The sequence below is a fragment of the Microbacterium immunditiarum genome (genome assembly GCF_013409785.1).
Classification (GTDB): domain Bacteria; phylum Actinomycetota; class Actinomycetes; order Actinomycetales; family Microbacteriaceae; genus Microbacterium; species Microbacterium immunditiarum.
The window spans coordinates 927,680-951,407 of record NZ_JACCBV010000001.1; the positions used below are offsets into that span (position 1 = coordinate 927,680).

Below are 23,728 nucleotides of genomic sequence, written 5' to 3' on the forward strand. Positions count from 1 at the left end.
TGGGGGCGGATCAGGAGTGGCGGAGGACCCAGCCGAGCTGCAGCGACGCGAAAAGGCCCGGATTCTCGGAGTAGTACGCGTGGCCGCCGTCCTCGATCGTGACCAGCTCCGCGCCGCTGATCCCGCGGTAGAGGTCCTGAGCATGGCGGGGGGTGGTCAGGATGTCCTCGGAGCCGACGGTGATGAGCGTCGGCGCGGTGATCTTCGCGAGCTCGTCGTCGGTCATCCACTGCTCACGAGCGACGCGCAGGTGCTGCGCGTACTCCTCGAGCTCGAGGGAGTCGATCTCAGTCGAGCCCTCGGGGAGTGCAGCCAGCGACATGCCCTCCGGACTCCACGCCCACATCGCGACGAACGAGCGCAGGAAGTCCCCGGCGACCCCCTTCTCGAGCAGGCTTCTGCGGAACTCGAGCATGGAGAGCAGCCGCGGGTCGGGCCGGGCAGCTGTGGAGTGCAGCGAGAGACTTCTGACGAGATGCGGATGCCGCGACGCGACGCGCATCGCGATGCCGCCGCCGAGCGAGACCCCCGCGACATGGACGGGACCGTCGTCGAGGGACTCGATGAGTGCCGCGGCGTCATCGGCGAGGTCCTCGATCGTGGTGCCGTCTCCGACCGGCGAGGCCTTGCCGACGCCGCGGTTGTCGAACGACACGCAGTGCACGTACGGCGCCATGTGCTCGACGATCGGATTCCAGGCGCGATGGTCGGTCCCCAGGCCCTGGATGAGCACGAGTGTTGGTCCGGCTCCCGCTCGTGAGACCTGCGTGGTGAACGAGGGGAGTTCGACGGTCTCGATTGCTGCGTCCACGGGGCCTCCGGTTCAAGCGTGATCTTAGTGATATAAGTATACAAAGATTTGCAGGATCAGCAGTGATCCGACTCAACGAGGAGACGATGCGCCATGAGACCGATCGTGCGTACGGTCAGCACGCCAGCGTTCACGACGGAGATCCGCGAACACGGCGAAGGCCCCACGCTGGTGCTGATCCAGGGCGGCGGAACGGGAAAGAACGCCTGGAACGCGCTGGTCGACCGGCTCGCGCCGCGCGTCCGATGCGTGGCGTTCGACAACCGCGGCGTCGGAGGCGCTTCGCACGCCGATGAGTCGCTGACGATCGAGGATCTCGCGCGCGACGCGGCATCCGTCATCGAGGCCCTCGGCGAGGGCGCCGTCCACGTCGCCGGGGTCTCGCTCGGCGGGTTCATCGCGATGCGGCTGGCCGCCATGCGGCCTGATCTGGTGTCCAGCCTGACGCTTCACGCCACAGCGGCCAAGCTCGACGAGCGCACGATCCAGCAGGGCGACTTCCGCCGCCGCATCATGGATCTCGGCCTGCCCGACACCGGCGGCATGATCCGCGAGTACCTCAGAGCGTGGGCGGCGGGATCGCGTGGTCTGCTCGCCGACCTCCCGGCGGACGTCGTCAGCCACTCCGAGTTCTCACGTCAGAACTACCTCGGTCACCTCAACGCGATCCGCGGGCACGACATGGGTGCGCACGAGCTCGGGAGGATCACCGCGCCGACTCTGATCACCGCGGGAGCAGAGGACATCCTGTGCTCGCTTGAGAACGCGCGGTTCCTCCACCGCTCCATCCCGGGGTCGCAGCTGGTGATCCTGGAGCGAGCGGGGCACGTCTACTACTTCGAGGAGCCCGTGCTCACCGGCGCCGTGCAGGAGGGGTGGATCATGCAGCACGTCGACGCGAGTGCGTCCGCATGAGTGCTCTGCGCGTGGAGGAGGACGGTCCGGTTCGCGTGCTGACGCTCGACCGGCCGGACGCCCTGAACGCAATCGACCACGAGCTCCACGAGGCTCTCGCCGACGTCTGGCCGCGGCTGGACGCGGACCGCGAGGCGCGAGCGGTCGTTCTCACTGGCTCTGGGCGCGCATTCTGCGCGGGAGGCGACCTCGACTGGATACGCGACGCCGGTGGAAGCGACGAGGGCGCCGCATCGATGATGAAGACCGCCACCCGGATCATCACAGGGATGCTCGGCACGCGCCTGCCGGTCGTGGCGGCCGTCAACGGACCGGCGATCGGGCTGGGATGCACGCTCACGGTCCTGTCCGATCTCGTGCTGGCCTCTCCGGACGCCTGGTTCAGCGATCCCCACGTCGGTGTTGGCCTCGCGGCCGGTGACGGCGGGATCCTGTGGTCCTCCCTCACCGGCATGCACGTCGCCAAGGAGTTCCTCTTCCTCGGGGGCCGGCTCCCTGCCGACGACGCTGTGCGCGCCGGCCTCGCCAACCGCGTCGTTCCCGCCGAGTCGCTGCGGGAGGAGTCGCTCATCCTCGCCCACAGGCTCGCGGAGCTTCCCGCGCCGGCGCTGCAGGGGACGAAGCGAGCGATGAACTCGATGCTGATGGCGGCGTGGCCGTCGCTCGAGAACGGCATCGCCGCCGAGGAGCGATCGATGCGCAGCGTGGAACACCACGCCCGCCTCGCGGAGGTCAGACCGCCGACGCGGTGAGCGCGCGCAGGACGCGCGACTCGGAAGGGCGCCCGAGCAGCCCGGCCATCCAGGTGCTCGTCTCGACGAGCAGGTCCAGGTCCACGCCGGTTCGGATCCCGAGGCCCTCGAGCATCCACACGAGGTCCTCCGTCGCGAGGTTGCCGGTCGCCCCCGGAGTGAACGGGCACCCGCCCAGCCCTCCTGCGGACGAGTCGAAGGTGGTCACGCCCGCCCGCAGTGCGGCGTACGCATTGGAGAGCGCCTGGCCGTACGTGTCGTGGAGGTGCATCGCGAGCACGTCGGGCCCGAGCCCGGCCTCCCCGAACGCGCCGATGAGCTCCGTCACATGGGCGGGAGTCGCCACGCCGATCGTGTCGCCGAGCGACAGCTGGGTCGCGCCCAGGTCGAAGAGGCGCTTGCCCGCCTCCACGACCTGCGCGATCGGGACGGGCCCCTGCCAGGGGTCGCCGAAGCACATCGAGACGTAGGCGCGCACGTCCAGGCCGAGTCCGCGAGCGCGTGCCACGACGGGCCGGAACATGTCGAACTGCGTGTCCACCGTGCGGTTGAGGTTCGCGCGCGCCAGGCCCTCCGTCGCGCTTCCGAAGATGGCGATCCACCGCACCCCCGCTTCGACCGCGCGATCCAGGCCGCGGTCGTTCGGGACCAGCACGGGCATGCGCGTCGCGCCGTCGAGATCCAGCTGTGCGAGAACCTCAGCCGCGTCGGCGAGCTGGGGGACCCAGTCCGGCCGGACGAAGCTCGTCACCTCGATCGTGCGCAGACCGGCGGCCATCAGGCGCCGGACGAAGTCCACCTTGTCCTGCGTGGGTACGACGACCTTCTCGTTCTGCAGGCCGTCGCGCGGACCGACCTCGTAGATCGTCACTGCCTCGGGGAGGCCGGGCTCGCGGAAGGCCTGGGGGCGCGTCATCCGGGTCATCTCTTCTCCTGTCGCATGGGTGCGCCGCTCAGTACGAGCGGGGCAGGCCGAGCACGTGCTCGGCGATGAAGTTCAGGACCATCTGCTGCGGCACGGGCGCGCTCTTCATGAGGCGAGACTCGACCCAGTACCGGCCCACGTCGTACTCGGTCGCGTACGCGTACCCGCCGAAGGTCTGCATCGCGGTGTCGGCCGCGAAGAACGCGGCGTCGGATGCGAGAAACTTGGCCGCATTGGCCTGCTCGCCGCAGGGCAGCCCGGCGTCGTATCGCCACGCCGCCTCGCGGACCGCCAGCTCGGCTGCGCGAAGGCGCATATGCGCCTCGGCGAGAGGGAACGAGATCCCCTGGTTCTTGCCGATCGGCCGCCCGAACACCGTGCGCTCGTTGGCGTACTGCACGGCGCGCTTGAGCGCCACCTTGCCGATGCCGACGGCCTCGGCGGCGATGAGGATGCGTTCGGGGTTCAGGCCGTCGAGTATGTAGGCGAATCCGCGGCCCTCTTCCCCGACGCGATCGGCGATGTCGACCCGCAGTTCGTCGTAGCGCGTCTCGCACGAGGCGACGGCATTCCGGCCGATCTTGTCGATCGGGCTGATCGTCACCTCCGGCACCTGGAGGTCGGCCAGCAGCAGCGTCATGCCGGCGGTGCGCTTGGTCACATCGTCGAGCGGGGTGGTCCGCGTGAGCAGCAGCACTTTCTGAGCGACATGCGCCTTCGACGTCCACACCTTCTGCCCGTTCACGACGTAGTGCTCGCCGTCCCGCACCGCCCGGGTCGTGATCGAAGGAGTGTCCAGGCCGGCATCCGGCTCAGTGACGCCGAAGGCCACATGCAGCTCGCCCGAGGCGACCCGCGGCAGGTAGCGCGCCTTCATCTCGCTCGATCCGTGCTTCACCACCGGGTTCATCCCGAAGATCGAGATGTGGACCGTCGTCGCTCCGTTCATTGCGGCGCCGGAGGCCGCGACCTCCTCGAGAACGACCGATGCCTCGGTGATGCCGCCGCCGCCGCCTCCGTACTCCTCGGGGATCGAGATGCCGACCCACCCGTCGCGGGCCATCGCGTCGTAGAACTCCCACGGGAACTCGTGCGACCGGTCGTGCTCGCGCCAGTACGCCTCCGGAAATCCGCTGCACAGGTCGCGTATGGCGCCTCGGATCGCCGTGATGTGCTCCGGCTCGCGGAAGTCCATGATTCTCCTCTGATCTGTTGTAGTTATAATCTATTACTAGATTAGCTTGGAGGAGGCAATGATGTTCGTCGACAGCGAGGACGCCTTCGACGGCATCCATGCCGGGGCGACCGTCATCGCCAACAACTGCTGCGGGACGCCGCTCACGCTCCTCGGAGCCTTGGCCGAGCACGCCGAGCGCGCGGCGCCCATCGAGCTGCGCGCCGGACTGCTGCTCGGCGACCCGCCCCTGGAGCACGCGATTCGCGCCGGGGCGCTGAGGGTACGGAGCTGGCACATCCATGGCCCGCTCCGCCGCCTCGCGCGCGAGGGGCTCGTCGACTACATCCCCGTGCGGCTGTCGGCTGTGCCCGGTGCCGTGATCGCGGGGGTCGACGTCGCACTGCTCCGAGTCGGCCCGCCCGACGCTGACGGGTTCTGCAGCCTCGGCCCCTCCACGACTTTCGCCCAGGCCGCCATCGACGCCGCCGGACTCGTGATCGCGGAGGTCGCCGACGACGTCCCGCGAACCAACGGCGACAGCCGGGTGCACGTGTCGCAGCTGGACCGCCTCGTCCGGTCGGAACACGCGATGCCCGTCCACCCGTCGGCCGATCCCGACGCCGTGTCACGAGCGGTCGCCCGGCACGTGCTGTCGGTCATCCCCGCACGCGCGACCGTCCAACTCGGCATCGGCGCGGTCCCCGAGGCGCTCGCCGAAGACCTTGTGCCGCGCGTCGCCGAGCTGTCGCTCGGACTCATCGGCCTGATCTCCGAGCCGATGGTGCCCCTCGTCGAAGCGATAGCGGCCACGGGACGCGGTCCCGTGCAGGCCGTCGAGCTCATGGGCGGTCCCTCGTTGATGGCGTGGGCCGACGGCAACGGAGCCATCGAGATGCGCAGCTCCGCCCAGGTCCACGATCCGGTCGCGCTCTCGGCCCTGACCGCCTTGGTGTCGGTCAACGGCGCCGTCGCCGTGGATCTGCGCGGCCAGGTCGTGTCGGAATCGGTCAAGGGCGCCGTCATCGCGGGCGTGGGCGGTGGGCCGGACTTCGCCGAAGGCGCGTATCTGTCCGAGCGCGGGCTGCGGGTGATCGCACTCCGATCGACCGCGAAGGACGGATCGTCGTGCATCGTGGCGCGCCATGACCCGCGAGACGCGATCGCGGCTCCGCACCATGCGGTCGACGTCGTCGTGACCGAGCACGGCGTCGCGCACCTGCGGGGTCGGACGGTGCGCGAAAGGGCGGAGGCGCTCAGGGCGATCGCAGCTCCCGAGCACCGAGAACAGCTGGCTGCGGCATCCGCAGATCGAGATTGAGGAGGGTCGCATGACGCGACGGTTCGGGTCGTGGTTCGATGACCTCGAGGTCGGGACGAGCGTGGAGCACGCGTTCACCCGCACGGTGACGGAGACAGACAACATCCTGTTCACGTCGATGACGATGAACGTGCAGCCGCTTCACCTGGATGCGGAGTTCGCCGCGCGCACCGAGTTCGAGCGCCCTCTCGTGAACTCGTTGTTCACGTTGGGGCTCGTCGTCGGCATGACCGTCGCCGAGCTGACGTTGGGCACCACCGTCGCCAATCTCGGGTTCTCGTCGGTGGAGTTCCCCGCGCCGGTGTTCGCCGGAGATACGATCCGGGTGCGGACCCAGGTGCTCGAGGCGAGGGCGTCGAGGTCTCGGCCGGATGCCGGGATCGTGACCTTCGAGCATGTGGGCGTCAACCAGCGCGACGAGGTCGTCTGCCGGGCGGTGCGGCAGGCCATGATGCGGCGCGACCCCGAGCGAGTGGGATCCTGATGCCGGGGCGCGGTCCCCTCGAGGGTGTCACCGTCATCGAGATCAGCAACATGCTGATGGGGCCGTTCGCAACCATGGCGCTCGCGCAGATGGGAGCGAGGGTCATCAAGGTCGAGCCGCCCGGGGGCGACATCGCCCGAGGGATCGCCGACAGCACCGGCCGGGGCCTGGGTCCCATCTACCTGAACATCAACCGCGGCAAGGAGTCGATCGAGCTGGACCTCGCCGATCCGGGCGACCGGTCGACGTTCGAGGCTCTGGTCGCGGCCGCCGACGTCGTCGCCCACAACAGGCCGCCCGGATCGGAGGTGCGGCTCGGCGTCGACTACGCCACGCTGAGCCGGATCAACCCCCGGATCATCGTGTGCGCGATGTACGGCTTCGGGGCGGACGGACCGTACGGCTCGCTGGGCGCGTACGACGACGTGATGCAGGGCATCTCCGGCATCGCCGCTCACCAGACGGGTGAGGGCCCGCCGCAGTACGTGCGAACGCCGCTGACCGACAAGATCGCCGGCATCGTCGCGGTGGGCGCGATCAGCTCAGCGCTCTACGAGCGGGAGCGGTCCGGCTCCGGTCAGCTCGTCGAAGTGCCGATGTTCGAGACGATGGTCGGGTTCCTGCTCGCGGAGCAGCAGGGCGAGTGCATCTACGACCCGCCTCGAGGGCCGGCCGGGTACGCCCGTACGAACTCTCCCCACCGGCACCCCTATGCGACCGCCGACGGGCTCATCTCGATCCTCGCGTCCACGGACGCGCACTGGACGGCGCTGTTCCGCCTCCTCGGCGAGTCCGAGCTGAGCGACGACCCGAGATTCGCATCGATCCGCGCGCGCACCGAGAACATCGACGAGCTGTACGCGTGGCTCAAGGATGCGCTTGCGCGGCATCCGACCGCCCAGCTGCTCGCACAGCTGCACGAGTCTCGCGTGCCGGCGATGCGCGTGAACACGATCGAGGACCTCTTCGTCGATCCGCATCTGGTGCAGACCGGGTTCTTCGAGCGCGTGGAGCACCCTGAGGCCGGTGCCCTGCGCCAGCCGGCCGCGCCCGTGCGCTTCAGCCGGAGCGGGTCCGCGCCGCTCCACGCCGCCCCGTCATTGGGTGCCGACGGGCCGCGACTTCGTCACGAGTTCGGCTGCGCCGGGACGATGTGACGAGGCCGCGACCGTCGGCGCGGCGTTCAGGGCATCACTTGACGTCGACCCCGACCTTCGGGCCGACTTCCTTCGCGAGCAGCTCGAGGCTGTAGTTCCACGGAGCGGGATCGTCGGAGAAGTCGTGACCGAAGACGAGCGTCGTTCCCCATCCATTGCTGCCCTCGACGAACGCGTTGAGCTTCTCGATAACCGTCTCGGGGCTGCCGACGATCAGGTGCTTGCGGACGATGTCGCGCATGTCGTCGTCCAGGGACCACACCGGCGGGGTCCCGGCGCGCGCGGCCCGGCGCTGTTCGTTCGGAATGAGGTGTCCCCGCCACGCCTTCGCGATGGGCCCCTCGACCGCGATCCGCTCGGCCTCGGCATCCGTGTCGGCGACGAAGACGTCCAGCGTCACGTGATGGAGCGTGCGGTCGTAGCCGTCTGTGCGCCCGGCCGCCGCCGCGGCCGCGGCGTACGTGTCCCAGTGGTTCTTCACGAGCTCGGGTGCCGCGCCGAAGGAGAGGGGGATGAGGCCGCGTGCGCCGGCGACCTGGATCGACGTGGAGTTCGGGCTTGCGCCGCCCATCGCGACCGTCATCGTCCCGCCGTGCGGGCGCATGCTTCGGAGGGGAGGCAGCGCATCGGTCTGTGCGGGGAACGACGAGCTCCAGTACTCGCCCGTGTACTCGAAGGGCTCGCCCGACCAGACCTTCTCCATGATGTCGAGGGACTCGACGGTCATGGCGAGATTGCGTTTCATGTCCGCGAATCCGTGGAGCTGTCCGTCGACCGGGTTCACGCCGGTCGCGACACCCAGGATGTACCGGCCCTTGAGGATGTTGCTCATCCACGCTGCCTGCGAAGCGAGGCCGGCGGGGTGGACGTAGGGAGGGATGTGCGCGCCGGGTGCCAGCACGATCGTCTCCGTCTCGCGGGCGGCGGCGGCCAGAACCAGCTCGGGATTGGGAATCGCCTCCCAGGCCAGGGTGAAGTGCTGGCCCACCCAGAATTCGGAGAGGCCGGCGGCCTCGGCGGCGACTGCTTGCGAGACCGACCAGTCGAACACCTCCCTTGGCGAGCGCTCGGGCGGCGAGAACGGTGTTTGAAAGAGTCCGAACTTCAAGGTATTTGTCCCCTTCGGGTCGACACATGGACCGTATCAGTATAATCGTTTATAAGTTTACGGACAACGCGAGCGGTGACGAGAATCGTCTGGCTCAGTCACGCGAGAGCTCGCGGTCGCGCCCGAGGTGGCGCACGTGGTGCTCGACCTGCGCGAGCGCCGACCGCCGCAGGAACCCGCGCACCGCGGCCCAGCCACCGGTCCACGTGACACGCTCAGCGATGCTCCACACCGTCGGTGACGGGAGACGATCCAGCAGGTCGCGGACCTCTGCATTCCGCCGCCGCAGGTGCGCGGCGAGGGCGGTCCGCCGCTCCCGCAGACCGCGGAAGCGGTACTCGTGCGCCGGGAGCACCTCGAACCCGTCGTACGGTTCGAGCCGGTCGAGCGAAGCGAGATAGTCGCCGATCGGGTCGGGGTGGGCGTCGCCGCCCAGTGCGAGACCCGGCCGCACGACGGGCAGGACATGGTCGCCTGTCAGGATGAGCTCACGGGCGGAGTCGACGAGGCAGATCGATCCGCGCGTGTGGCCCGGTGTGTGCACGACGGTCAACGACGTCCCACCGGCGTCGAGCACCTCCCCGTCGTCGACGAGACGAAGGGCATCGTCGTCGACCTCGGGGAAGTCGGCGCGCACCGCCGGTTTGAGGTCGTCGCGCTCCCCGGGCGGCACACCCCATCGGTCGAACTGCACGTCATCGGAGGGCTCGACCGGGGGCTCGAGCAGTGCTCGCGCGTCCATCGGGTGAATGGCCATCGGTGCGCCCGACTCCGTCTGGATCCACGGAGCCAGCCCCAGGTGGTCGACGTGCAGGTGGCTCGCCACCACGAGTCGGATGTCCGAGACCGAGCAACCGTGGCGCGCGAGGAGCGCCCGCAGCCGGTGTCTGTTGTCGCCGGCGTCCCAACCGGGGTCGACGACCGTCACCCCGCCGTCGTCGCCGAGGAAGACCGTGCACAGCGTCGACTGCATGCCCGCCCAGTCGGGAAGCGGGAGGGGAAGGGACAAGACGCCTGGGCGAACCATCTCCGCCGCGGGAGTGCGGCGCTCGAGTGCGGCGCGGTGCTGCTCGGCGCTGACGGGTAGCATCCGACTCCGATCAATTATGTATATCATTTAGATGATAGCCGAGGAGGGCCTATGAGAATCCGCTATGACGAGCTCGAGTCGATGGTCGGAAAGGAACTCGGCCCATCCGAGTGGCTGCCGATCCCGCAGTCGTCCATCAGCACGTTCGCCGGGATCACCAACGACCACTACTGGCTGCACGTCGACACGGAGCGCGCGGCGACCAGCGCGTTCGGGGGAACCATCGCGCATGGGTTCCTCACGCTCTCGATGATCAGTGCGCTCTGGCCGTCGCTGCTGTGGATCACCGACTCGCCGATGCAGATGAATTACGGCCTCGACAGGGTCCGGTTCACGGCTCCGGTCCGCAGCGGATCGCGCATCCGGATGCGGGCGAAGCTGACGGAGGTGATTCCGAGCGACTCGGGGTGCCGTATGAAGGTCGACCTGTCTCTGGAGCGCGAGGGCGAAGAGAAGCCGGCCGTGGTCGCGACGCTTCTCATGCAGGTCGCGCGGCCCGACGGGTCGGGCGGCCACGGCGATCCCAACCGCTGACGTCGCCCCGCACGGCGAGGGGCCCCCGCGAATCTTCGCGGGGGCCCTCACCGTACCGGCAGCGCGACGGCAGCGCCCTAGCGCCCGAACGCCTCCGACCAGCGGGCCTGGTAGTCGGCGACCCACTCTTGGTCGAGCATGTTGTCGATGTTGACCAGGACGACCGGAGTCTCCCCGCCCAGCGTCTGGTCGGCGACCTCCGACAGGGGCGAGACGCCGAACTGGGCGATGGCTGCCTGTCCCTTCGGGCTTCCGAAGAAGTTCATGAACACCTGTGCCGCATTCGGGTGACCGGCCGACTCGACGATGTAGAAGATGTTCTGCACCAGCCATGCCGGATCGGGAAGAACGAAGTCCACGGGGGCGCCCTCGTCCTTCAGCCGGGTCATGTCCGCCGCGGTCGTGAACGCCCCGACCGCGACCTCACCAGCTGTGAGCGCCTCGACCATCACTGCCGCGCTCGGGTAGAACGTGGGATCCTGCTTCGCGAGCTCCTCGACGAAGTCCGGGTTGTGGTTCTCCTCGACGAAGTTGTACCAGTCGGCGTACACGGCGGTGAGCGTCGCCTCGACCGATCCGATGACGCCGTTGCCGAGCTTCGGGTCGAGCAGGTCGTCGTAGCTCTCGATCCCCTCCGGGTAGAGCTCGGTGTTCCAGCCGATCGTCACCAGGCCGATCGGCGCGATGACGGCCTTGTCGTTGAGGACGTAGCCGCTGTCGACCCACTCCTGCTCCGCGAAGACCGGCGCCTCGAGCGGCGTCATGAAGTCGGGCTCCGCGACGCGATCGTAGATCCACGAGTAGTCGACGTTGGATACGACGTCCGCGCCCGCGGTTCCGGTGTCGTGCTCGGCCTGCAGCGCGGCCTGCATGTCCGCGGTGTTGAGTGCGCGGATCTCGACGGTGATCTCGGGGTACTCCTCCTCGAACGCCGCCTTGAGCGCCTCGCGGGCGGCCGGAGGGGCCGAGGAGTACCAGACGACGGCTCCTTCCTCATTCGCCGCGTCCACGACCGCCTGCCATTCGGCCGAGACCGGAGCGCCCGTGTCGGCGGGCTCCGGGTCCTGCGCCGAGCAGCCCGCGGCCACTGCCGCGATGCCCACCGCGGCGATGAGGGCGGTCGTCCGGAGCACTGATGACTTCTTCATGGGATTGCCTCTCGTTTCATCGTTGAATCGTTGGTTGGCCGGGGTTTCATCCCGCCTTCGAGTGCTGCGCCACCCACCCGGCCTGAAGCAGCGCGACGAGGTCGGGATCCGCGATGTAGTAGCCGTGTCCGCCGCCCTCGACAGTGACGAGTCGAGCGTCGGGGATGGACCGCCACAGGTGCTTCGCGTCTTCGGGCGTGGTGAGGATGTCGTCGCTTCCGACCGTGATCAGGGTCGGGCTCGTGATTCTGCCGAGCTCTTCGGCCGACATGTGGTGGCCGCGCACGGCTCCCAGCTGCATCCGGTAGTTGTGCGGATCGAAGCGCTCGGTGTTCACGACGTCCTCGGGTATGTCCCACGTCAACCCCGCCGAGCCCTCCGACCAGAGCGCGACGTAACGCCGCAGCATGTCGACCGGCAGCTCGAGGTCGAGGATCCGCATCCGGAAGTCGGCGGCGTCCTGGCCGCGGCCGTTGCGCTGGGCGCTGGTCGAGTGCAGCGTCAGGGACTTGACGAGGTCGGGGCGCTCGGACGCCAGACGCATCGCGATCATGCCGCCGAGCGAGACGCCCGCGACGTGCACGGGCCCCTCGCCGAGCCATTCGATGAGCTCCGCCGCGTCGCCGGCCAGATCGTGGATGGTGAGGGAGTCGCCGATGTCGGCTCCGTGACCCACGCCGCGGTTGTCGAAGGCGACGCAGTTCACACGGTCTGCCAGCCGATCGATGATCGGATACCACGCGCGCTTTCCCGTCCCGCCGCCCTGGATGAGCAGCAGCGTCGGGCCGTCGCCCTTCCGGTAGATCTCTGTCCGGGTGGAAGGAAGATCGACTCTGGTGATCGTGGCACTCATGCTCATCCTGTTCGTGTGGGCTGGTTCACGCTGTGAGGGTGCCGCCGAATGAGAAGCCGGCGACCTGGGGCGGTTCGCGAAAGGGATACTCGATCAACTCGGCGACGTCGCCCGATGTGTGCTCCCCGCGGAGCGTCTCGTCCATGTTGCGCTCAGACTAGCTAAGCATGTATTCATTGTAAAGAATTGTACGATAAGGTTCCGAACATGTCAGAGAACATCACCACCACGCTGGACGACGGCGTCCTCCGCATCGTCTTCGATCGACCCGACGCGCGGAACGCCCTGACGAAGAAGCTCTACGCCGAGCTTCGCGACGTCTACCGCTCGGCGTACCTCGACGACTCGGTGGCAGTGGTCGTGCTCGAGGGCACGCAGGGCAACTTCGCTGTGGGCGGGGATCTCAAAGAGATGCTCGGGTCGCTCAACGACCGCAGCCTCGACATCTTCGGCTACGACGAGGCTGTTCCCTTCGAGGCGATCAGAAGCCTTCCCAAGCCCACGATCGCCGCCATCGACGGCCTGTGCCTGGGCGGCGGCCTCACGATCGCGCTGTGCTGCGACATCGCGATCGCGACGGAGCGCTCGAAGTTCGGCATGCCCGAGGCTCGCGTCGGTGTGGTCGACGGCCACATGCCTCGCCTCCTGCGCGACCGGGTACCCCCGGCGATCCTGCGCTATTGGCTTTACTCCGGGGTGACCTTCAGCGCCGCGGACGCGTTCACCGGGGGCCTGCTCACCAAGGTGGTGCCCGACGGCGGCCTGGAGACCGCCGTGGGCGAAGTCCTCGGCGAGCTCGCGAAGGCCTCGCCGATCGCGATCCGCAACTACAAGAAGATCCTCAACGAGACGCGTCCGCTGTCTTCCATGGAGGACGCCTACGAGACGATGCTCGGACCCGACGCGCTCGAGCGCATCAACCGGTTCGCGCAGCGCAGCAGCAAGAAGTAGCCGACGGCACGACGAAGAGGTGTTGCAGTGACGGCGATGGCGAACTTTCTGTCCGACCGGACGGCGCTCTACGGACAGCAGGAGATGCTGCGAGTCGACGGCGTGGGCCGCACCTATGAGCGGCTGCACCACGATGCGAGGTCGTTGGCGCGAGGGCTCGAGCAGTTCGGACTCGGCCCCGGCTCGCGGGTCGGCATCCTCATGGACACCTCGCATCAGGTGATCGACACGTGGTTCGCGGCGTCGCTCCTCGGATGCGTCGAGACGCCCTTCAACACCAACTATCGCGGGAGCCTCCTGCACCACCTCATCCGCGACAGCGAGGTCGAGGTCATCGTGTGCGACGCGGCGTACGTGACTGAGGTGCGCCGCCTGGTCGGGGACTCGCTGGGATTGATCGTGCACGGCGACGACTCGCTGGGCGCCCCTTCCCTGGCCGATCTGTACCTCGACCCGACCGGCTGGACGGCACCGGAGACCGACGAAGGCGGCGTGATCCTGTACACCTCGGGCACGACCGGTCCGTCGAAGGGCGTGGTCCACAATCAGCGGGGCTGCATCCGTCTCGGGCAGTACGTCGCCGAAGTGGGCGGCTACGGTCCGGACGACCGGCTCCTCAACTTCTTCCCCCTGTACCACCAGAACGCTCGCTACAGCGGGGTGATGGCAGCGCTCGCAGCGGGCGCGGCGATCGACCTCGAATCGAAGTTCAGCTCCAGCGGCTTCTGGCGACTCTGCCGGGAGCGCGGCATCACCGTCTTCAACCATCTCGGATCGGTGCTGGCGATGATCTCGTCCGCTTCCGGCGAGCCGGATGCCGCGAAGGATCGCGACCACTCGGTGCGCCTGGCCTACGGCGCGGGGGCCTCGCTGCGCGACAGGGAGGAATGGCGAGATCGGTACGGCGTCGAGCTTCTCGAGGTGTACGGCCTCACCGAGGCGCCGATGGCCGCGGTGAACATCCCCGGCAGCGGGTGCGCCCCGGGCTCGGCCGGGCGGGAGAGCGCGCTGTTCGAGTTGCGCGTCGTCGACGAACGCGGCCGCCCCGTGCCGGCAGGCAGCCCCGGTGATATTCAGGTGCGCCCGAAGACCGAGGACGTCTTCACGCGCGGCTACTACAACAACGACCGCGCGACGGTGGCGGCGACGACCGACCTGTGGTTCACGACGGGCGACCGCGGCTGCCTGACGGCGGACGGGGACGTCTTCTTCGCCGAACGCGCGAAGGACTCGCTCCGCCGGCGCGGCGAGAACATCTCGGCGTGGGAGGTCGAGAGCGTTCTGGTCGCCCATCCGCACGTGAGCGAGGCCGCCGTGTACGGGGTCGAGGTCGACGGCGAGACCGAGGTGATGGCCGCCATCCTCGTCGAGGACGACTTTGCCGACGTCGTGGACATCGCCGACGTCGTGCGCGCCGTCGCCGCGGACCTGCCGCGGTATGCCGTGCCGCGATTCGTCCGCCGCGTCGACGACATGCCGCGCACGCCGACGATGAAGGTGCAGAAGCACGAACTGAAGTCGCAGGGGATCACCCCGGACACGCGTGACCTGACGAAGGAGAAGTGACCATGGATCTCGGAATCGCATCGCGCGCCTACATCATCACGGGGGCGAGCGCGGGGATCGGCAAGGCGACAGCCGAGATCCTGGCCCAGGAGGGAGCGTCGGTGCTCCTGTGCGCAAGGGGGGAGGAGCGGCTGCGGGGTGTCGTCGAGACTCTCGGCCGAGCGGAGCGTTCCGTGCGCGGCCTGGCGATCGACGTCGCCGACCCGGCATCCGCCGAGAAGATCCGGGATGCGGCGCTCGAGGCGTTCGGGCGGATCGACGGCGTCGTCAGCGCCGCCGGCATGTCGACGGGCGAGCACCTGCGTGACTTCTCCGACGAGAGCTGGATGCAGGCGTACCAGGTGAACACGCTGAGCGCCATCCGACTGGCGATGACGTGCGTGCCGGTCATGCGGGAGCGCGGATGGGGCCGCATCGTGACGGTCGGGTCGACCGCGGGCAGGACCGCCGACCCGCGGTTCGCCTCCTACGGCGCGGCCAAGGCCGCGCTCATGAACGCCACCCGCGCCCTCTCTCGGGCGTATTCCAAGTACGGCATCCTGGCGAACTGCGTGATGCCGGGACTGACCAAGAGCGAGAGCGTGCTGGCGGGCTACGAGTCCGCGGCGAAGCACATGGGCGTGACCGCCGACGACGTCGAGCATCGGATGCTGCAGCTCGAGCCGATCGCCATGGGCCGCACTGGGACGCCCGACGAGGTCGCGCGCATGATCGTGTTCCTCGCGTCGGCCGCGTCCAGCTGGACGACCGGCGTGAACATCCAGGTGGACGGCGGCACGCTGCGCGATCTGCCCTGACGGACGCGGACGGCGCCGGTGCCGCCTGGCACCGGCGCCGTTTCGCGCGCTACGGCATGTCCGCCCAGCGCGGCGGTCGCTTCTCGAGAAACGCGGTCGGCCCCTCGTTAGCGTCGGGGTGCGGCCAGTGGGCCTGGATCGCCTGCCAGCCGGCGTCGAGGTGCCGACGCAGAAGATCTGCCTCGAAGTCGCGGATCGTGGCCCGGGTGATCCGGATCGCCTCTGGCGACCCCGCGGCGATGCGCTCGCCCAGGGCGAGCGCATGCGCGAGGAGCTCATCGGGCTCGACCACTTCCGACACGAGTCCGGCCTCCAGGGCGGTGCGCGCGTCGAGCGCTTCGCTTCGCCCGAGCAGGGCCATTCGCACGACCGTGTCGCGTCGGGCGCGGAGCATGAGCTCGAGCGGCTCGAGGCCGCTCACCTGGCCGACGGTCACGTGCGGGTCGATGAAGCGAGCCCTCTCCGACGCGATGCAGATGTCGGCATCGGCGACGAAGTGCAGACCGCCGCCCGCGCACACTCCGTTCACGGCGACGATGACCGGCACATCGAGGTGCGGGCCGGGCACGAAGGACAACTCCTCCGCGGCATCCGCCCCGATGCTCGTCCGAGGTTCCGAGAGCATGGCGGCGTCCGCGCCCGCGCAGAACGCGGATCCCGCGCCGGTGAGCACCACCGCCCTGATTCCGGTCGTGGACGAGACGGCGTCCCAGAGAGCGCGGAGATCGCGCATGAGCGGCTCGGTGAGCGCGTTCGCACGGTGCGGGCGATTCAGCGTCACCACCAGAGAATCCCCGGCTGCTTCGAGCAGCAGTTCGTCGCTGCGGGGGAGGGAATCGATGACGTCGGCTGTCACGTGAGAGTCCTTTCGTTCCGTTCGGATGCCCCGGCGAGGATCTCGGCCCCGGGGCGGTAGTCGGGTGTGTCGCACGCGGTCAGATACTCCGCCGCGAGACGGCGCGCGAGCTGTGCGACGGTCGGAATGTCGTGGATGAGCTCGACGCCCTGGCCGGCCGACCAGAGGTCACGCCACGGTCGGACATCGGCCGGCAGATGATCGTGGCCACGGCGTACCGGATCTGGCAGCGCGTCGACATCGATGGCGTGTTGCTCGAGCGAGTCGAGCATCCAGTTGGCGGGCACACCGTTCACTCGCCCGGTGTATCGCAGCCGTCGGGAGTCACCTTCGACCATCGATCGCTTCTGGAGCGGGTGCGCGAGCGACTCCGTCGTCGCCGCGAAGCGCGTTCCGACGAACGCGAGATCCGCACCGAGCACCTCGGCCGTTCGCACCGCAGCGCCCGTGGCGACAGCACCCGCCAACGACAGCGTGCCGTCGAACATCTCCCGGAGGCGCGGAAGGAGCACGAGCGGACTGAGGGTTCCCGAATGGCCCCCGCCTCCGGCGCCGATGCAGTTCAGGCCATCGACCCCTGCCTCGATCGCCTTCTCCGCGAACGTGACGGACGTGGCGTCATGGTGCACGAGCAGCCCGCGATCGTGGGCGAGGGAGGTGATGTTGTCGGGCTTGCCCACCGAGGTGATGATGATGTCCACCCCGTAGGCGGCGCAGAGGTCCAGGTCCGCGGCCAGTTCATCGACCGGCGTCGTAGTGGGGATGTTGACCGCGAGCGGCCCGTCCCATCCGCTGTGCCCCGCGCCCGCTTCGGACGCGTCTTTGATCCTGGCGAGCCAGTCCGCGAATTCCGCGCGTGTACGCGCGTTCTGACGGGGGAACGCCCCGATGAACCCGGCGCGCCGTGCGGCGACGACCAGGAGAGGCCCGGAGATCAGGAACATCGGCGCGCACACCACCGGGAGTGACAGGCGGCGCCTGATCCGGTCGGGGAGAGTCATCGTTGGTAGCCTTCGTGAATTCGCTAATGATTATAGAGATTACAGGGAGAGACAGTGGAAGACAGCCTTCGCATTCGCCTCGAGACCGACGGGGAGGTCATGCTGGTGCGCTTCGACCACCCTCCGACGCGCAACGCGCTCGACCGCGCGAGCCGCGTCCGGTTGGTGGAGTGCCTCGCGCGAGCGGACCGCGATCCCGATGTCCGGGTGATCATCGTGACGGGCGCCGATCCGGCCTTCTGCAGCGGTGTCGACGCGAAGCAGCTGCTCGGCGATCCCGACTACACGCCGCCGCCCGTCGACCCCGCGACGATGCTGCGTTCGCTGTCGACCCCGACGATCGCGGCGGTCAACGGCGCCTGCGTGTCCGGCGGACTCGAGATCGCGCTCGCGTGCTCGATGGTCATCGCGTCCGATCGCGCACGGTTCGCAGACACGCACGCCGTGCTCGGGCTCACACCTGGCTGGGGACTCAGCGCGGAGCTGCCGGCTGCCATCGGAGCATGGCGGGCGCGCCAGATGAGTCTCACCGGCGAGGCTATCGGTGCACGGACCGCGTACGAGTGGGGTCTGGTGAACGAAGTCGTCCGGCACGAGGATCTCTGGACGCGTGTCCGCGAAGTGGCGGATGCGGTCGCGAGGCTGGATCCCCGGAGCACCGCGAACATGGTCCGGCTCTACCGGGAAGGGCGGGCGATCGCGCTGGAGCCGTCTCTGGACGTGGAAAGAGCAGCCCTCTCCTCGTGGACCGTCGATCGGTCGCGAGCGCGAGAGGAGCTGTCGGCGACGGTCGGACGTGACTCCGGGCAGAGGCGACACGCTACGGGTGGCGATAACTAGCCTAGAAGGGGTAATCTTTATAAAGTTGGAGAAGTTGACCTGAAGGTGGTGTCCGTGCTTGACTTTCGCGAATCGGAGTCTGTGGCGCAGCTGCGCGCGCAGTTGCGCCAGCTCATCGCGGAGCACATCCCGCACGACTTCCTCGGTGCGTTCACCGCCGACCCCGAGGATCTCGCCCTCACCGAGGCGTTCTCGCGCGAGCTCGGCCGGCGCAAGCTGCTCGCAGCCGCCTGGCCTCCCGAGTTCGGTGGAGGCGGCAGCGACGTCTGGGAGCAGACCGCCGTTCGTGAGGAGATGTGGGCGGCACACGAGCCTCGCGGCGCCCAGTACATGGGCGTGAACTGGGTGGGGCCGGCGATCATGCGGCACGGGACCGCGCAGCAGCAGGCCCAGCACCTCCCGCCGATCGCGGCCGGCGAGGTGGTGTGGTGCCAGGGCTTCAGCGAGCCGGGTGCCGGATCCGACCTGCCCGCTCTGCGCACCAAGGCGACGAAGATCGACGGCGGTTGGTCCATCTCCGGCCAGAAGGTCTGGACGTCGTACGCGCGCATGGCGCAGTGGTGCTTCCTGCTGGCGCGCACGGGCCCGCCCGGCGGTCGCAAGAGCGGCATCACCGTCTTCCTGATGGAGATGGATCAGCAGGGCGTCGAGGTGCGGCCGATCGCCGCGATGCTCGGCGAGCACCATCTCAATGAGGTGTATCTCGACGATGCGTGGGTGCCGGATGCCCAGGTGCTCGGCGATGTCGGCGCGGGATGGGACATCGTGTCAGATGTGCTCGGATTCGAGCGGATCGGCATCGCCCGCTACGCGCGTTCCGAGCGTCTGCTTCGCGAGGCGCCGCGTGCTCTGGGCGACCAGTGGGACGAATTGCCGGAGTCGCTGCGCGAGCGTTGGGCCAGCGCGCTGGTTCGGGCGCGGCAGGCGCGCCTGCTCGCGTACCGCCTCGTCGGCGAGGAGTCGTCCGCGCTCTCACCGCTATCCGCGGCCGGGTACCGCATCGTGGTGACGACCCTCGATCAGGAGGCCGCGGAGATCCTCATGGAGATGCTCGGCGAGCGCGCGGTCGGCGCCACGGCGGAGTCGACGTTCTTCGAGCGCGAGGTCGAGGATCACTGGCGGTACTCCCTGTCGGCGACGGTCGCCTCGGGCACCGTCGAGATGAACAAGCACACGATCGCGAAGTTTCTGGAGCGCGCATGAACTCGAGCTTGGCTTCAGAGGCCGTCGACGTCGGCGACGTGCTCCGCGAGAGCATCGCCGCCTCCGGCGGTCTGGACCTGCTGCGGAAAGCGGGCGACGACCTCGCGGTCCGCGAACAGGCGGGGTCGATATTCGAAGCGATGGGGCTGTGGGATGTGCGCCCCCTCGCTGATCAACTCGAGCTGGAGGTCGCGGCCAGCGCGAGCCGATCGGCCGGCTTCTTCGCGGTGCCGTACCCGGTCGCCGAGCGGCTCGCCGCCCCGGCATCCGGGGGTGCGACCGCGATCGTGGGCGGCTCGTCCCCGGCGCTGGTCTCTCATGGCGACCTGCCGCTGGCGTGGACGGGCGTCGCGCTGGACGGGCGCATCCGCAGGCTCCTGCCGCAGCGGCCGCAGGTGCTCGGGACGATGCTCGCGCCTTTTGCCGTCCGGATGTCGGCGGATTCCACAGAGGAGCGCTCGCCCGCCACGGCCGCGCTCGCCGTCACGTTGCAGGCGTGGTGGCTGCTCGGGCTGCTGGAGCACGCCGTCGAGGACACCGTCCGCTACACGCGTGAGCGCGAGCAGTTCGGGCGCAGGCTCATCACCTTCCAGGGGGTCGGGTTCCAGCTCGCCGACATGGCCGTCGCGCTCGAATCGCTCGAGGAGCTGGCGAAGTACACCGTCTGGCGTCTCTCGGTGGACCGCGACGAGGCGCTCGTCGACGCGTTGGCGCTGCGTTCGGCGGTCCAGCAGTCGGCCGGCACGATTCTTCGCGGTGCACATCAGCTTCACGGTGCGATGGGTTTCACGGACGAGGTGGACGTCTCGTGGCTCTCGCGTGCCGCCCAGACGGCCCTTCGCCTCCCGGAGGACCGGCACGCGCTCGCGGGCCGCCTGCTGGCCGCGATCGAGCGAGACGGGTGGCGGGAGTTCGGGCACGTCGGAGACACGCCGACGTCTCCGCCTTCGTCGCCGCACTAGGCTCGCGCCCCACGAACCATATAAGGTTTGTGAGGATGTCTTCGAAGCGAGATGAGGCAACGTGCACGAGGTAGGGGACCGCCCGCAGGGCGCCAGAATCGGGCTGTCGCCCCGCGTGGCAGAATCGATCGCCGCCGACCTGCGCAAACGGATCCTCCGCAGCGAGGCCGACGACGTGCCCCTTCCACGTCAGGATGACCTCGCCGCCCAGTACGGTGTCAGCGGCCCCTCCCTGCGCGAGGCGCTTCGCATCCTCGAAGCAGAGGGGCTCATCACGGTGCGTCGCGGCAAGTTCGGCGGTGCCTACGTCCACAAGCCGAGCTGGTCGTCCGCCGCGTACGCCTTCGCGCTCTCGCTGCAGGGCCAGGGAGTCACCGTCGCCGACCTGGCCGCCACGATCCTCATCCTCGAGCCGATGTGCGCGGCGGCGTGCGCCGCGCGCGCGGACCGTGCAGAAACGATCGTCCCCGCGCTGGAGCGTAGTCTCGCCGAGACCGAGGCCCACATCGGCGACGGGGCACGGTACTCCGCTGCTGCGCGCACCTTCCACGACATCCTCGTCGCGGGGCTCGACAACCAGACGATGCAGCTGCTCGTGCGCAGCATGGTCGCGATCTGGTCGATCCAGGAGCAGATCTGGGCCGAATCGGCCAATGCCGCGTCCCAGTACCCCGGCGTGGATTCACAGCGGGAGTCGTTCCGCACCCATGCCGCGCTCGTCCGCCTCATCACAGACGGTGACGTCGACGGTGTTACCGCGTTGGCGACCGCCCACCTGCGAGCGACCCAGGAGATCGTCCTCGAGCGCTACGGCAAGGAGGTCGTCGACGCCTCGTCGCTCGTCGCCGTCCAGGCGTTCAAGAGCCTCTGAGTCAGTCCAGGAAGAAGTCGCCGTCCAGCCCGGCGTCGACTCCGGAGTACGAGTACGGCGCGAAGTCCGTGACCCCGGACTCTCGCAGCACGTCCTCGTCGATCAACAGCTGACCCGTCCGGGCCGAACTCGGCGCCGAGATGATGGCGTGGGCCGCGTCGGCGACGATCTCGGGCCGTCGTGCCCGCGACATCGCCGCGTCACCTCCGAGCAGATTGCGCACGGCATCCGTCCCGATGGTGGTTCGCGGCCAGAGCGAGTTGACCGCGACGCCCTTCTCGGCGAACTCTGCTGCGAGGCTGAGCGTCACAAGACTCATGCCGTACTTCGACAGCAGGTAGCCGGGGAACTCGGCCAGCCACCGCTGCGAGGTCAGGTTGAGTGGCGGGCTCAGCGTCAGGACATGCGGGTTGTCCGACTGGACGAGCAGCGGAAGGCACGCCCGGGTGAGCATGAACGTGCCGCGCGTGTTGATGTCCTGCATCAGGTCGTATTGCGAGGGCGTGAGATCGAGCGTCTTGAGCGGCTGCAGGGCGCTGGCGTTGTTGATGCAGATGTCGACGCCGCCGTATCGCTCCTCGGCCGCCGCGACGGCCTCGGCGATGCTGTCGTCGTCGCGCACGTCGCCGACGACGGCGGTCGCGCGTCCGCCCGCCGCCTCGATGAGCTCGACCGCCTCGAAGACCGTTCCGCGCAGCTTCGGGTGAGGCTGCGCTGTCTTGGCGAGCAGCACGATGTTGGCGCCGTCGGCGGCCGCGCGCAGCGCGATCGCGAGGCCGATGCCGCGGCTGCCGCCGGACATCACGATGGTGCGCCCTGAAAGGGAGGCCTGTGCGGTCATGGGAGTCTCCTGTTCAGTCGGCTGCCCGCTGCGGGGCGAAAGCTCGGATCGCCGCGAGCGCGTGCGGCTGGGCGGCGGATCGGGCGATTCCGGATGCCTCGGCCCGAAGCTGGGCGTCGAGGGTGGTCGTCTCGCCCTGGCGGATCAGCCGTCGCGTGGCGGCGATGTGAGACGTGGGCCGAGACGCGAGCTCGGCGGCGAGCCCGTCGATCGCGGACGCGAGCGCGTCCGCCGCGACGACGTCTGCGACGATGCCCCACGCATGAGCGGTCGCCGCGTCGAGCGGCCGACTCAGGACGGTCATCGACAGGGCGCGTGCGCTGCCCACGGCGCGCGCGAGACGGTGCGTCACCCCGCTGTCGGGGGTCACGCCGAGCTTCTCGTACGCCGTGAGGAACCGAGATCGCTCGGTCGCGATGACGACGTCGGCCGCGAGCGCCAGGCCCAGTCCACCGCCTGCCGCCGCACCGTCGACGGCGGCGATCGTCACGCAGTCGATGTCGTCCAGGGTCAGGAGAGCCGCATGGAAGGTCCCCGCCAGGTCGTGCAGGTATGCGGTGACATCGTCGGCGGCCGCCATCTCGCGGACGTCCCCGCCGCCGCAGAAGACCCCGCCCTCGCCCTCGATGATGAGCACCCGCGGCGGATCGGCGACGAGCCGCTCGAGCTCGCCGAGCAGGGCTCGCGCCATCGCCAGGTTCACGGTGTTCGCCGCCTCCGGGCGGGCCAGCGCGATGCGTACGATGTGGCCGTCCCGCGAGACGCGCACGTGCGGCGCGCTCGCGACCCGGGCCGCGTCGGCGGTCATCGCGGAGCCATGCGGATCGCGCCGTCCATGCGGATCGTCTCACCGTTGAGATAGTCGTGCTGGATGATCATCGTGACCAGCTGGGCGTATTCGTCCGGGCGGGCGAGCCGCTGAGGGAAGGGGATGCTCTGGGCGAGGGACGCCCCGACCTCCGGACCCAGCGCGGCCAGCATGGGGGTGTTCACGATCCCCGGGGCGATCGTGTTGACGCGGATGCCCGAGCGGGCGAGGTCCCGCGCCGCGGGCAGCGTGAGCCCGACGACTCCGCCCTTCGACGCCGCATACGCCACCTGGCCGATCTGGCCTTCGTACGCGGCGACCGAGGCGGTGTTGACGATCACGCCGCGCTGCCCGTGCTCGTCGGAAGAGGCCTCCGCGATCCGCGCGGCAGCGAGACGGAGAACGTTGAACGTGCCGAGGAGGTTGACCTCGATGGTCCGTCGGAAGAGCTCGAGATCGTGGATGCCCCTGTTCGAGAGCAGCCGCTGCGCGGGGCCGATGCCCGCGCAGTTCACGACGATCCGCAAGGGCGGCGCGTCTGCGCCGATGCCGTCGAGCGCCGACTGGACGTCGACTTCGCTGGTCACATCGGCGGCGACGTAGGTGACGCCCGTCACCGCCTCGGCCCGTTCGATGCCGCCCGCGAGGTCGAGGCCGATGACGGATGCGCCCTGCTCGGCCAGCGAGCGCGCCGTGGCTGCTCCGAGCCCCGATGCCGCGCCGGTCACGAGCGCTGTCGTTCCCTGAATCTTCATTGATC

Annotated in this window: 25 protein-coding genes; 13 read left to right on the plus strand and 12 right to left on the minus strand. The window is 69.1% G+C overall.

All coding sequences use genetic code 11. The features are described 5' to 3' along the window. Positions 1-10 precede the first annotated feature (10 nt). Positions 11-811: an alpha/beta fold hydrolase gene (locus BJ991_RS04085; protein ID WP_179487703.1), complete on the minus strand. Its 801-nt coding sequence runs from the start codon at positions 809-811 to the stop codon at positions 11-13. 93 nt (positions 812-904) lie between these two features. Here BJ991_RS04085 and BJ991_RS04090 point away from each other — a divergent pair, with 93 nt between their 5' ends. After that, positions 905-1,726: an alpha/beta fold hydrolase gene (locus tag BJ991_RS04090; protein WP_179487705.1), complete on the plus strand. Its 822-nt coding sequence runs from the start codon at positions 905-907 to the stop codon at positions 1,724-1,726. Next, on the plus strand, positions 1,723-2,478 hold the full coding sequence (locus tag BJ991_RS04095) for an enoyl-CoA hydratase/isomerase family protein (RefSeq protein WP_179487707.1): 756 nt from the start codon (positions 1,723-1,725) through the stop codon (positions 2,476-2,478). The genes BJ991_RS04090 and BJ991_RS04095 overlap by 4 nt, the downstream gene beginning before the upstream one ends. Here BJ991_RS04095 and BJ991_RS04100 read toward each other — a convergent pair. Together BJ991_RS04100 and BJ991_RS04105 are read right to left on the minus strand one after the other, a co-directional pair. Continuing rightward, positions 2,459-3,394 carry a hydroxymethylglutaryl-CoA lyase gene (locus BJ991_RS04100; protein ID WP_179487709.1) on the minus strand — a complete coding sequence of 312 codons (936 nt, stop codon included), beginning with the start codon at positions 3,392-3,394 and terminating at the stop codon, positions 2,459-2,461. The two genes, BJ991_RS04095 and BJ991_RS04100, sit on opposite strands and share 20 nt — an antisense overlap. A gap of 37 nt (positions 3,395-3,431) precedes the next feature. Next, positions 3,432-4,598, minus strand: a complete 1,167-nt coding sequence (locus BJ991_RS04105; RefSeq protein ID WP_179487711.1) for an acyl-CoA dehydrogenase family protein — start codon at positions 4,596-4,598, stop codon at positions 3,432-3,434. Between the two features lie 61 nt (positions 4,599-4,659). On the opposite strand from BJ991_RS04105, the gene BJ991_RS04110 reads away from it, so the two are divergent. The 3 genes from BJ991_RS04110 to BJ991_RS04120 are packed head-to-tail and all read left to right on the plus strand — an operon-like array spanning position 4,660 to position 7,539. After that, positions 4,660-5,898, plus strand: coding sequence for an acetyl-CoA hydrolase/transferase family protein (locus BJ991_RS04110; RefSeq protein WP_179487713.1), 1,239 nt, complete (start codon positions 4,660-4,662; stop codon positions 5,896-5,898). 10 nt (positions 5,899-5,908) lie between these two features. Continuing rightward, positions 5,909-6,382 carry a MaoC family dehydratase gene (locus tag BJ991_RS04115; protein ID WP_179487715.1) on the plus strand — a complete coding sequence of 158 codons (474 nt, stop codon included), beginning with the start codon at positions 5,909-5,911 and terminating at the stop codon, positions 6,380-6,382. Continuing rightward, positions 6,382-7,539 carry a CaiB/BaiF CoA transferase family protein gene (locus tag BJ991_RS04120; protein ID WP_179487717.1) on the plus strand — a complete coding sequence of 386 codons (1,158 nt, stop codon included), beginning with the start codon at positions 6,382-6,384 and terminating at the stop codon, positions 7,537-7,539. Before BJ991_RS04115 ends, BJ991_RS04120 begins: the two co-directional genes overlap by 1 nt. Positions 7,540-7,573: 34 nt before the next feature. On the opposite strand, the gene BJ991_RS04125 is transcribed toward BJ991_RS04120, so the two are convergent. After that, positions 7,574-8,647, minus strand: coding sequence for an LLM class flavin-dependent oxidoreductase (locus BJ991_RS04125; RefSeq protein ID WP_179487720.1), 1,074 nt, complete (start codon positions 8,645-8,647; stop codon positions 7,574-7,576). 94 nt (positions 8,648-8,741) lie between these two features. Then, positions 8,742-9,737, minus strand: coding sequence for an MBL fold metallo-hydrolase (locus BJ991_RS04130; RefSeq protein WP_179487722.1), 996 nt, complete (start codon positions 9,735-9,737; stop codon positions 8,742-8,744). A 51-nt stretch (positions 9,738-9,788) separates the two neighbouring features. Here BJ991_RS04130 and BJ991_RS04135 point away from each other — a divergent pair, with 51 nt between their 5' ends. Then, complete coding sequence (locus BJ991_RS04135) at positions 9,789-10,271, plus strand: MaoC family dehydratase (protein ID WP_179487724.1); 483 nt, start codon at positions 9,789-9,791, stop codon at positions 10,269-10,271. Positions 10,272-10,348: 77 nt separating this feature from the next. Here the strand turns inward: BJ991_RS04135 and BJ991_RS04140 are convergent, their stop codons facing one another. Together BJ991_RS04140 and BJ991_RS04145 are read right to left on the minus strand one after the other, a co-directional pair. After that, positions 10,349-11,419 (minus strand): ABC transporter substrate-binding protein, encoded by a 1,071-nt coding sequence (locus BJ991_RS04140; RefSeq protein ID WP_179487726.1) that lies wholly within the window; start codon positions 11,417-11,419, stop codon positions 10,349-10,351. Positions 11,420-11,465: 46 nt separating this feature from the next. Then, positions 11,466-12,272: an alpha/beta fold hydrolase gene (locus BJ991_RS04145; protein WP_179487728.1), complete on the minus strand. Its 807-nt coding sequence runs from the start codon at positions 12,270-12,272 to the stop codon at positions 11,466-11,468. Positions 12,273-12,479: 207 nt separating this feature from the next. On the opposite strand from BJ991_RS04145, the gene BJ991_RS04150 reads away from it, so the two are divergent. The 3 genes from BJ991_RS04150 to BJ991_RS04160 are packed head-to-tail and all read left to right on the plus strand — an operon-like array spanning position 12,480 to position 15,586. Further along, positions 12,480-13,223 (plus strand): enoyl-CoA hydratase/isomerase family protein, encoded by a 744-nt coding sequence (locus tag BJ991_RS04150; protein WP_179487730.1) that lies wholly within the window; start codon positions 12,480-12,482, stop codon positions 13,221-13,223. Positions 13,224-13,259: 36 nt separating this feature from the next. Further along, complete coding sequence (locus BJ991_RS04155; RefSeq protein WP_179487732.1) at positions 13,260-14,789, plus strand: AMP-binding protein; 1,530 nt, start codon at positions 13,260-13,262, stop codon at positions 14,787-14,789. 2 nt (positions 14,790-14,791) lie between these two features. Continuing rightward, complete coding sequence (locus BJ991_RS04160) at positions 14,792-15,586, plus strand: SDR family NAD(P)-dependent oxidoreductase (protein ID WP_179487734.1); 795 nt, start codon at positions 14,792-14,794, stop codon at positions 15,584-15,586. 49 nt (positions 15,587-15,635) lie between these two features. Here the strand turns inward: BJ991_RS04160 and BJ991_RS04165 are convergent, their stop codons facing one another. Further along, entirely contained in the window at positions 15,636-16,442 is an 807-nt protein-coding gene (locus BJ991_RS04165) for an enoyl-CoA hydratase-related protein (protein WP_179487736.1), read from the minus strand. Beyond that, positions 16,439-17,443, minus strand: a complete 1,005-nt coding sequence (locus BJ991_RS04170) for an NAD(P)H-dependent flavin oxidoreductase (RefSeq protein WP_179487738.1) — start codon at positions 17,441-17,443, stop codon at positions 16,439-16,441. The genes BJ991_RS04165 and BJ991_RS04170 overlap by 4 nt, the downstream gene beginning before the upstream one ends. Positions 17,444-17,497: 54 nt before the next feature. Here BJ991_RS04170 and BJ991_RS04175 point away from each other — a divergent pair, with 54 nt between their 5' ends. From BJ991_RS04175 to BJ991_RS04190, 4 genes are all read left to right on the plus strand, one after another. After that, positions 17,498-18,283 carry an enoyl-CoA hydratase-related protein gene (locus tag BJ991_RS04175; RefSeq protein WP_179487740.1) on the plus strand — a complete coding sequence of 262 codons (786 nt, stop codon included), beginning with the start codon at positions 17,498-17,500 and terminating at the stop codon, positions 18,281-18,283. Between the two features lie 54 nt (positions 18,284-18,337). Further along, positions 18,338-19,486 carry an acyl-CoA dehydrogenase family protein gene (locus tag BJ991_RS04180; protein WP_179487742.1) on the plus strand — a complete coding sequence of 383 codons (1,149 nt, stop codon included), beginning with the start codon at positions 18,338-18,340 and terminating at the stop codon, positions 19,484-19,486. Beyond that, on the plus strand, positions 19,483-20,448 hold the full coding sequence (locus BJ991_RS04185) for an acyl-CoA dehydrogenase family protein (protein ID WP_179487744.1): 966 nt from the start codon (positions 19,483-19,485) through the stop codon (positions 20,446-20,448). The genes BJ991_RS04180 and BJ991_RS04185 overlap by 4 nt, the downstream gene beginning before the upstream one ends. Before the next feature lie 115 nt (positions 20,449-20,563). Further along, positions 20,564-21,319 (plus strand): FCD domain-containing protein, encoded by a 756-nt coding sequence (locus BJ991_RS04190; protein WP_179487746.1) that lies wholly within the window; start codon positions 20,564-20,566, stop codon positions 21,317-21,319. A 1-nt stretch (position 21,320) separates the two neighbouring features. Here the strand turns inward: BJ991_RS04190 and BJ991_RS04195 are convergent, their stop codons facing one another. Genes BJ991_RS04195 through BJ991_RS04205 form a run of 3 tightly spaced genes read right to left on the minus strand, consistent with a single transcriptional unit; the run spans position 21,321 to position 23,723 of the window. After that, complete coding sequence (locus tag BJ991_RS04195; protein ID WP_179487748.1) at positions 21,321-22,160, minus strand: SDR family oxidoreductase; 840 nt, start codon at positions 22,158-22,160, stop codon at positions 21,321-21,323. A gap of 13 nt (positions 22,161-22,173) precedes the next feature. After that, a complete protein-coding gene (locus tag BJ991_RS04200) occupies positions 22,174-22,968 on the minus strand; it encodes an enoyl-CoA hydratase/isomerase family protein (RefSeq protein ID WP_179487750.1) in 795 nt (264 codons plus the stop codon). Then, positions 22,965-23,723 carry an SDR family NAD(P)-dependent oxidoreductase gene (locus BJ991_RS04205; protein WP_179487752.1) on the minus strand — a complete coding sequence of 253 codons (759 nt, stop codon included), beginning with the start codon at positions 23,721-23,723 and terminating at the stop codon, positions 22,965-22,967. Before BJ991_RS04205 ends, BJ991_RS04200 begins: the two co-directional genes overlap by 4 nt. Positions 23,724-23,728 lie beyond the last annotated feature (5 nt).

Excerpts from the sequence above, each read along its gene's own strand:
- BJ991_RS04120 (WP_179487717.1), top strand. The coding sequence starts at position 6,382 with ATGCCGGGGCGCGGTCCCCTCGAGGGTGTCACCGTCATCGAGATCAGC.
- BJ991_RS04135 (WP_179487724.1), top strand. The coding sequence starts at position 9,789 with ATGAGAATCCGCTATGACGAGCTCGAGTCGATGGTCGGAAAGGAACTC.
- BJ991_RS04140 (WP_179487726.1), bottom strand. The coding sequence starts at position 11,419 with ATGAAGAAGTCATCAGTGCTCCGGACGACCGCCCTCATCGCCGCGGTG.
- BJ991_RS04155 (WP_179487732.1), top strand. The coding sequence starts at position 13,260 with ATGGCGAACTTTCTGTCCGACCGGACGGCGCTCTACGGACAGCAGGAG.
- BJ991_RS04115 (WP_179487715.1), top strand. The coding sequence starts at position 5,909 with ATGACGCGACGGTTCGGGTCGTGGTTCGATGACCTCGAGGTCGGGACG.
- BJ991_RS04195 (WP_179487748.1), bottom strand. The coding sequence starts at position 22,160 with ATGACCGCACAGGCCTCCCTTTCAGGGCGCACCATCGTGATGTCCGGC.
- BJ991_RS04160 (WP_179487734.1), top strand. The coding sequence starts at position 14,792 with ATGGATCTCGGAATCGCATCGCGCGCCTACATCATCACGGGGGCGAGC.
- BJ991_RS04145 (WP_179487728.1), bottom strand. The coding sequence starts at position 12,272 with ATGAGTGCCACGATCACCAGAGTCGATCTTCCTTCCACCCGGACAGAG.
- BJ991_RS04150 (WP_179487730.1), top strand. The coding sequence starts at position 12,480 with ATGTCAGAGAACATCACCACCACGCTGGACGACGGCGTCCTCCGCATC.
- BJ991_RS04185 (WP_179487744.1), top strand. The coding sequence starts at position 19,483 with ATGAACTCGAGCTTGGCTTCAGAGGCCGTCGACGTCGGCGACGTGCTC.
- BJ991_RS04200 (WP_179487750.1), bottom strand. The coding sequence starts at position 22,968 with ATGACCGCCGACGCGGCCCGGGTCGCGAGCGCGCCGCACGTGCGCGTC.
- BJ991_RS04095 (WP_179487707.1), top strand. The coding sequence starts at position 1,723 with ATGAGTGCTCTGCGCGTGGAGGAGGACGGTCCGGTTCGCGTGCTGACG.
- BJ991_RS04100 (WP_179487709.1), bottom strand. The coding sequence starts at position 3,394 with ATGACGCGCCCCCAGGCCTTCCGCGAGCCCGGCCTCCCCGAGGCAGTG.
- BJ991_RS04205 (WP_179487752.1), bottom strand. The coding sequence starts at position 23,723 with ATGAAGATTCAGGGAACGACAGCGCTCGTGACCGGCGCGGCATCGGGG.
- BJ991_RS04105 (WP_179487711.1), bottom strand. The coding sequence starts at position 4,598 with ATGGACTTCCGCGAGCCGGAGCACATCACGGCGATCCGAGGCGCCATA.
- BJ991_RS04170 (WP_179487738.1), bottom strand. The coding sequence starts at position 17,443 with ATGACTCTCCCCGACCGGATCAGGCGCCGCCTGTCACTCCCGGTGGTG.
- BJ991_RS04130 (WP_179487722.1), bottom strand. The coding sequence starts at position 9,737 with ATGCTACCCGTCAGCGCCGAGCAGCACCGCGCCGCACTCGAGCGCCGC.
- BJ991_RS04090 (WP_179487705.1), top strand. The coding sequence starts at position 905 with ATGAGACCGATCGTGCGTACGGTCAGCACGCCAGCGTTCACGACGGAG.
- BJ991_RS04110 (WP_179487713.1), top strand. The coding sequence starts at position 4,660 with ATGTTCGTCGACAGCGAGGACGCCTTCGACGGCATCCATGCCGGGGCG.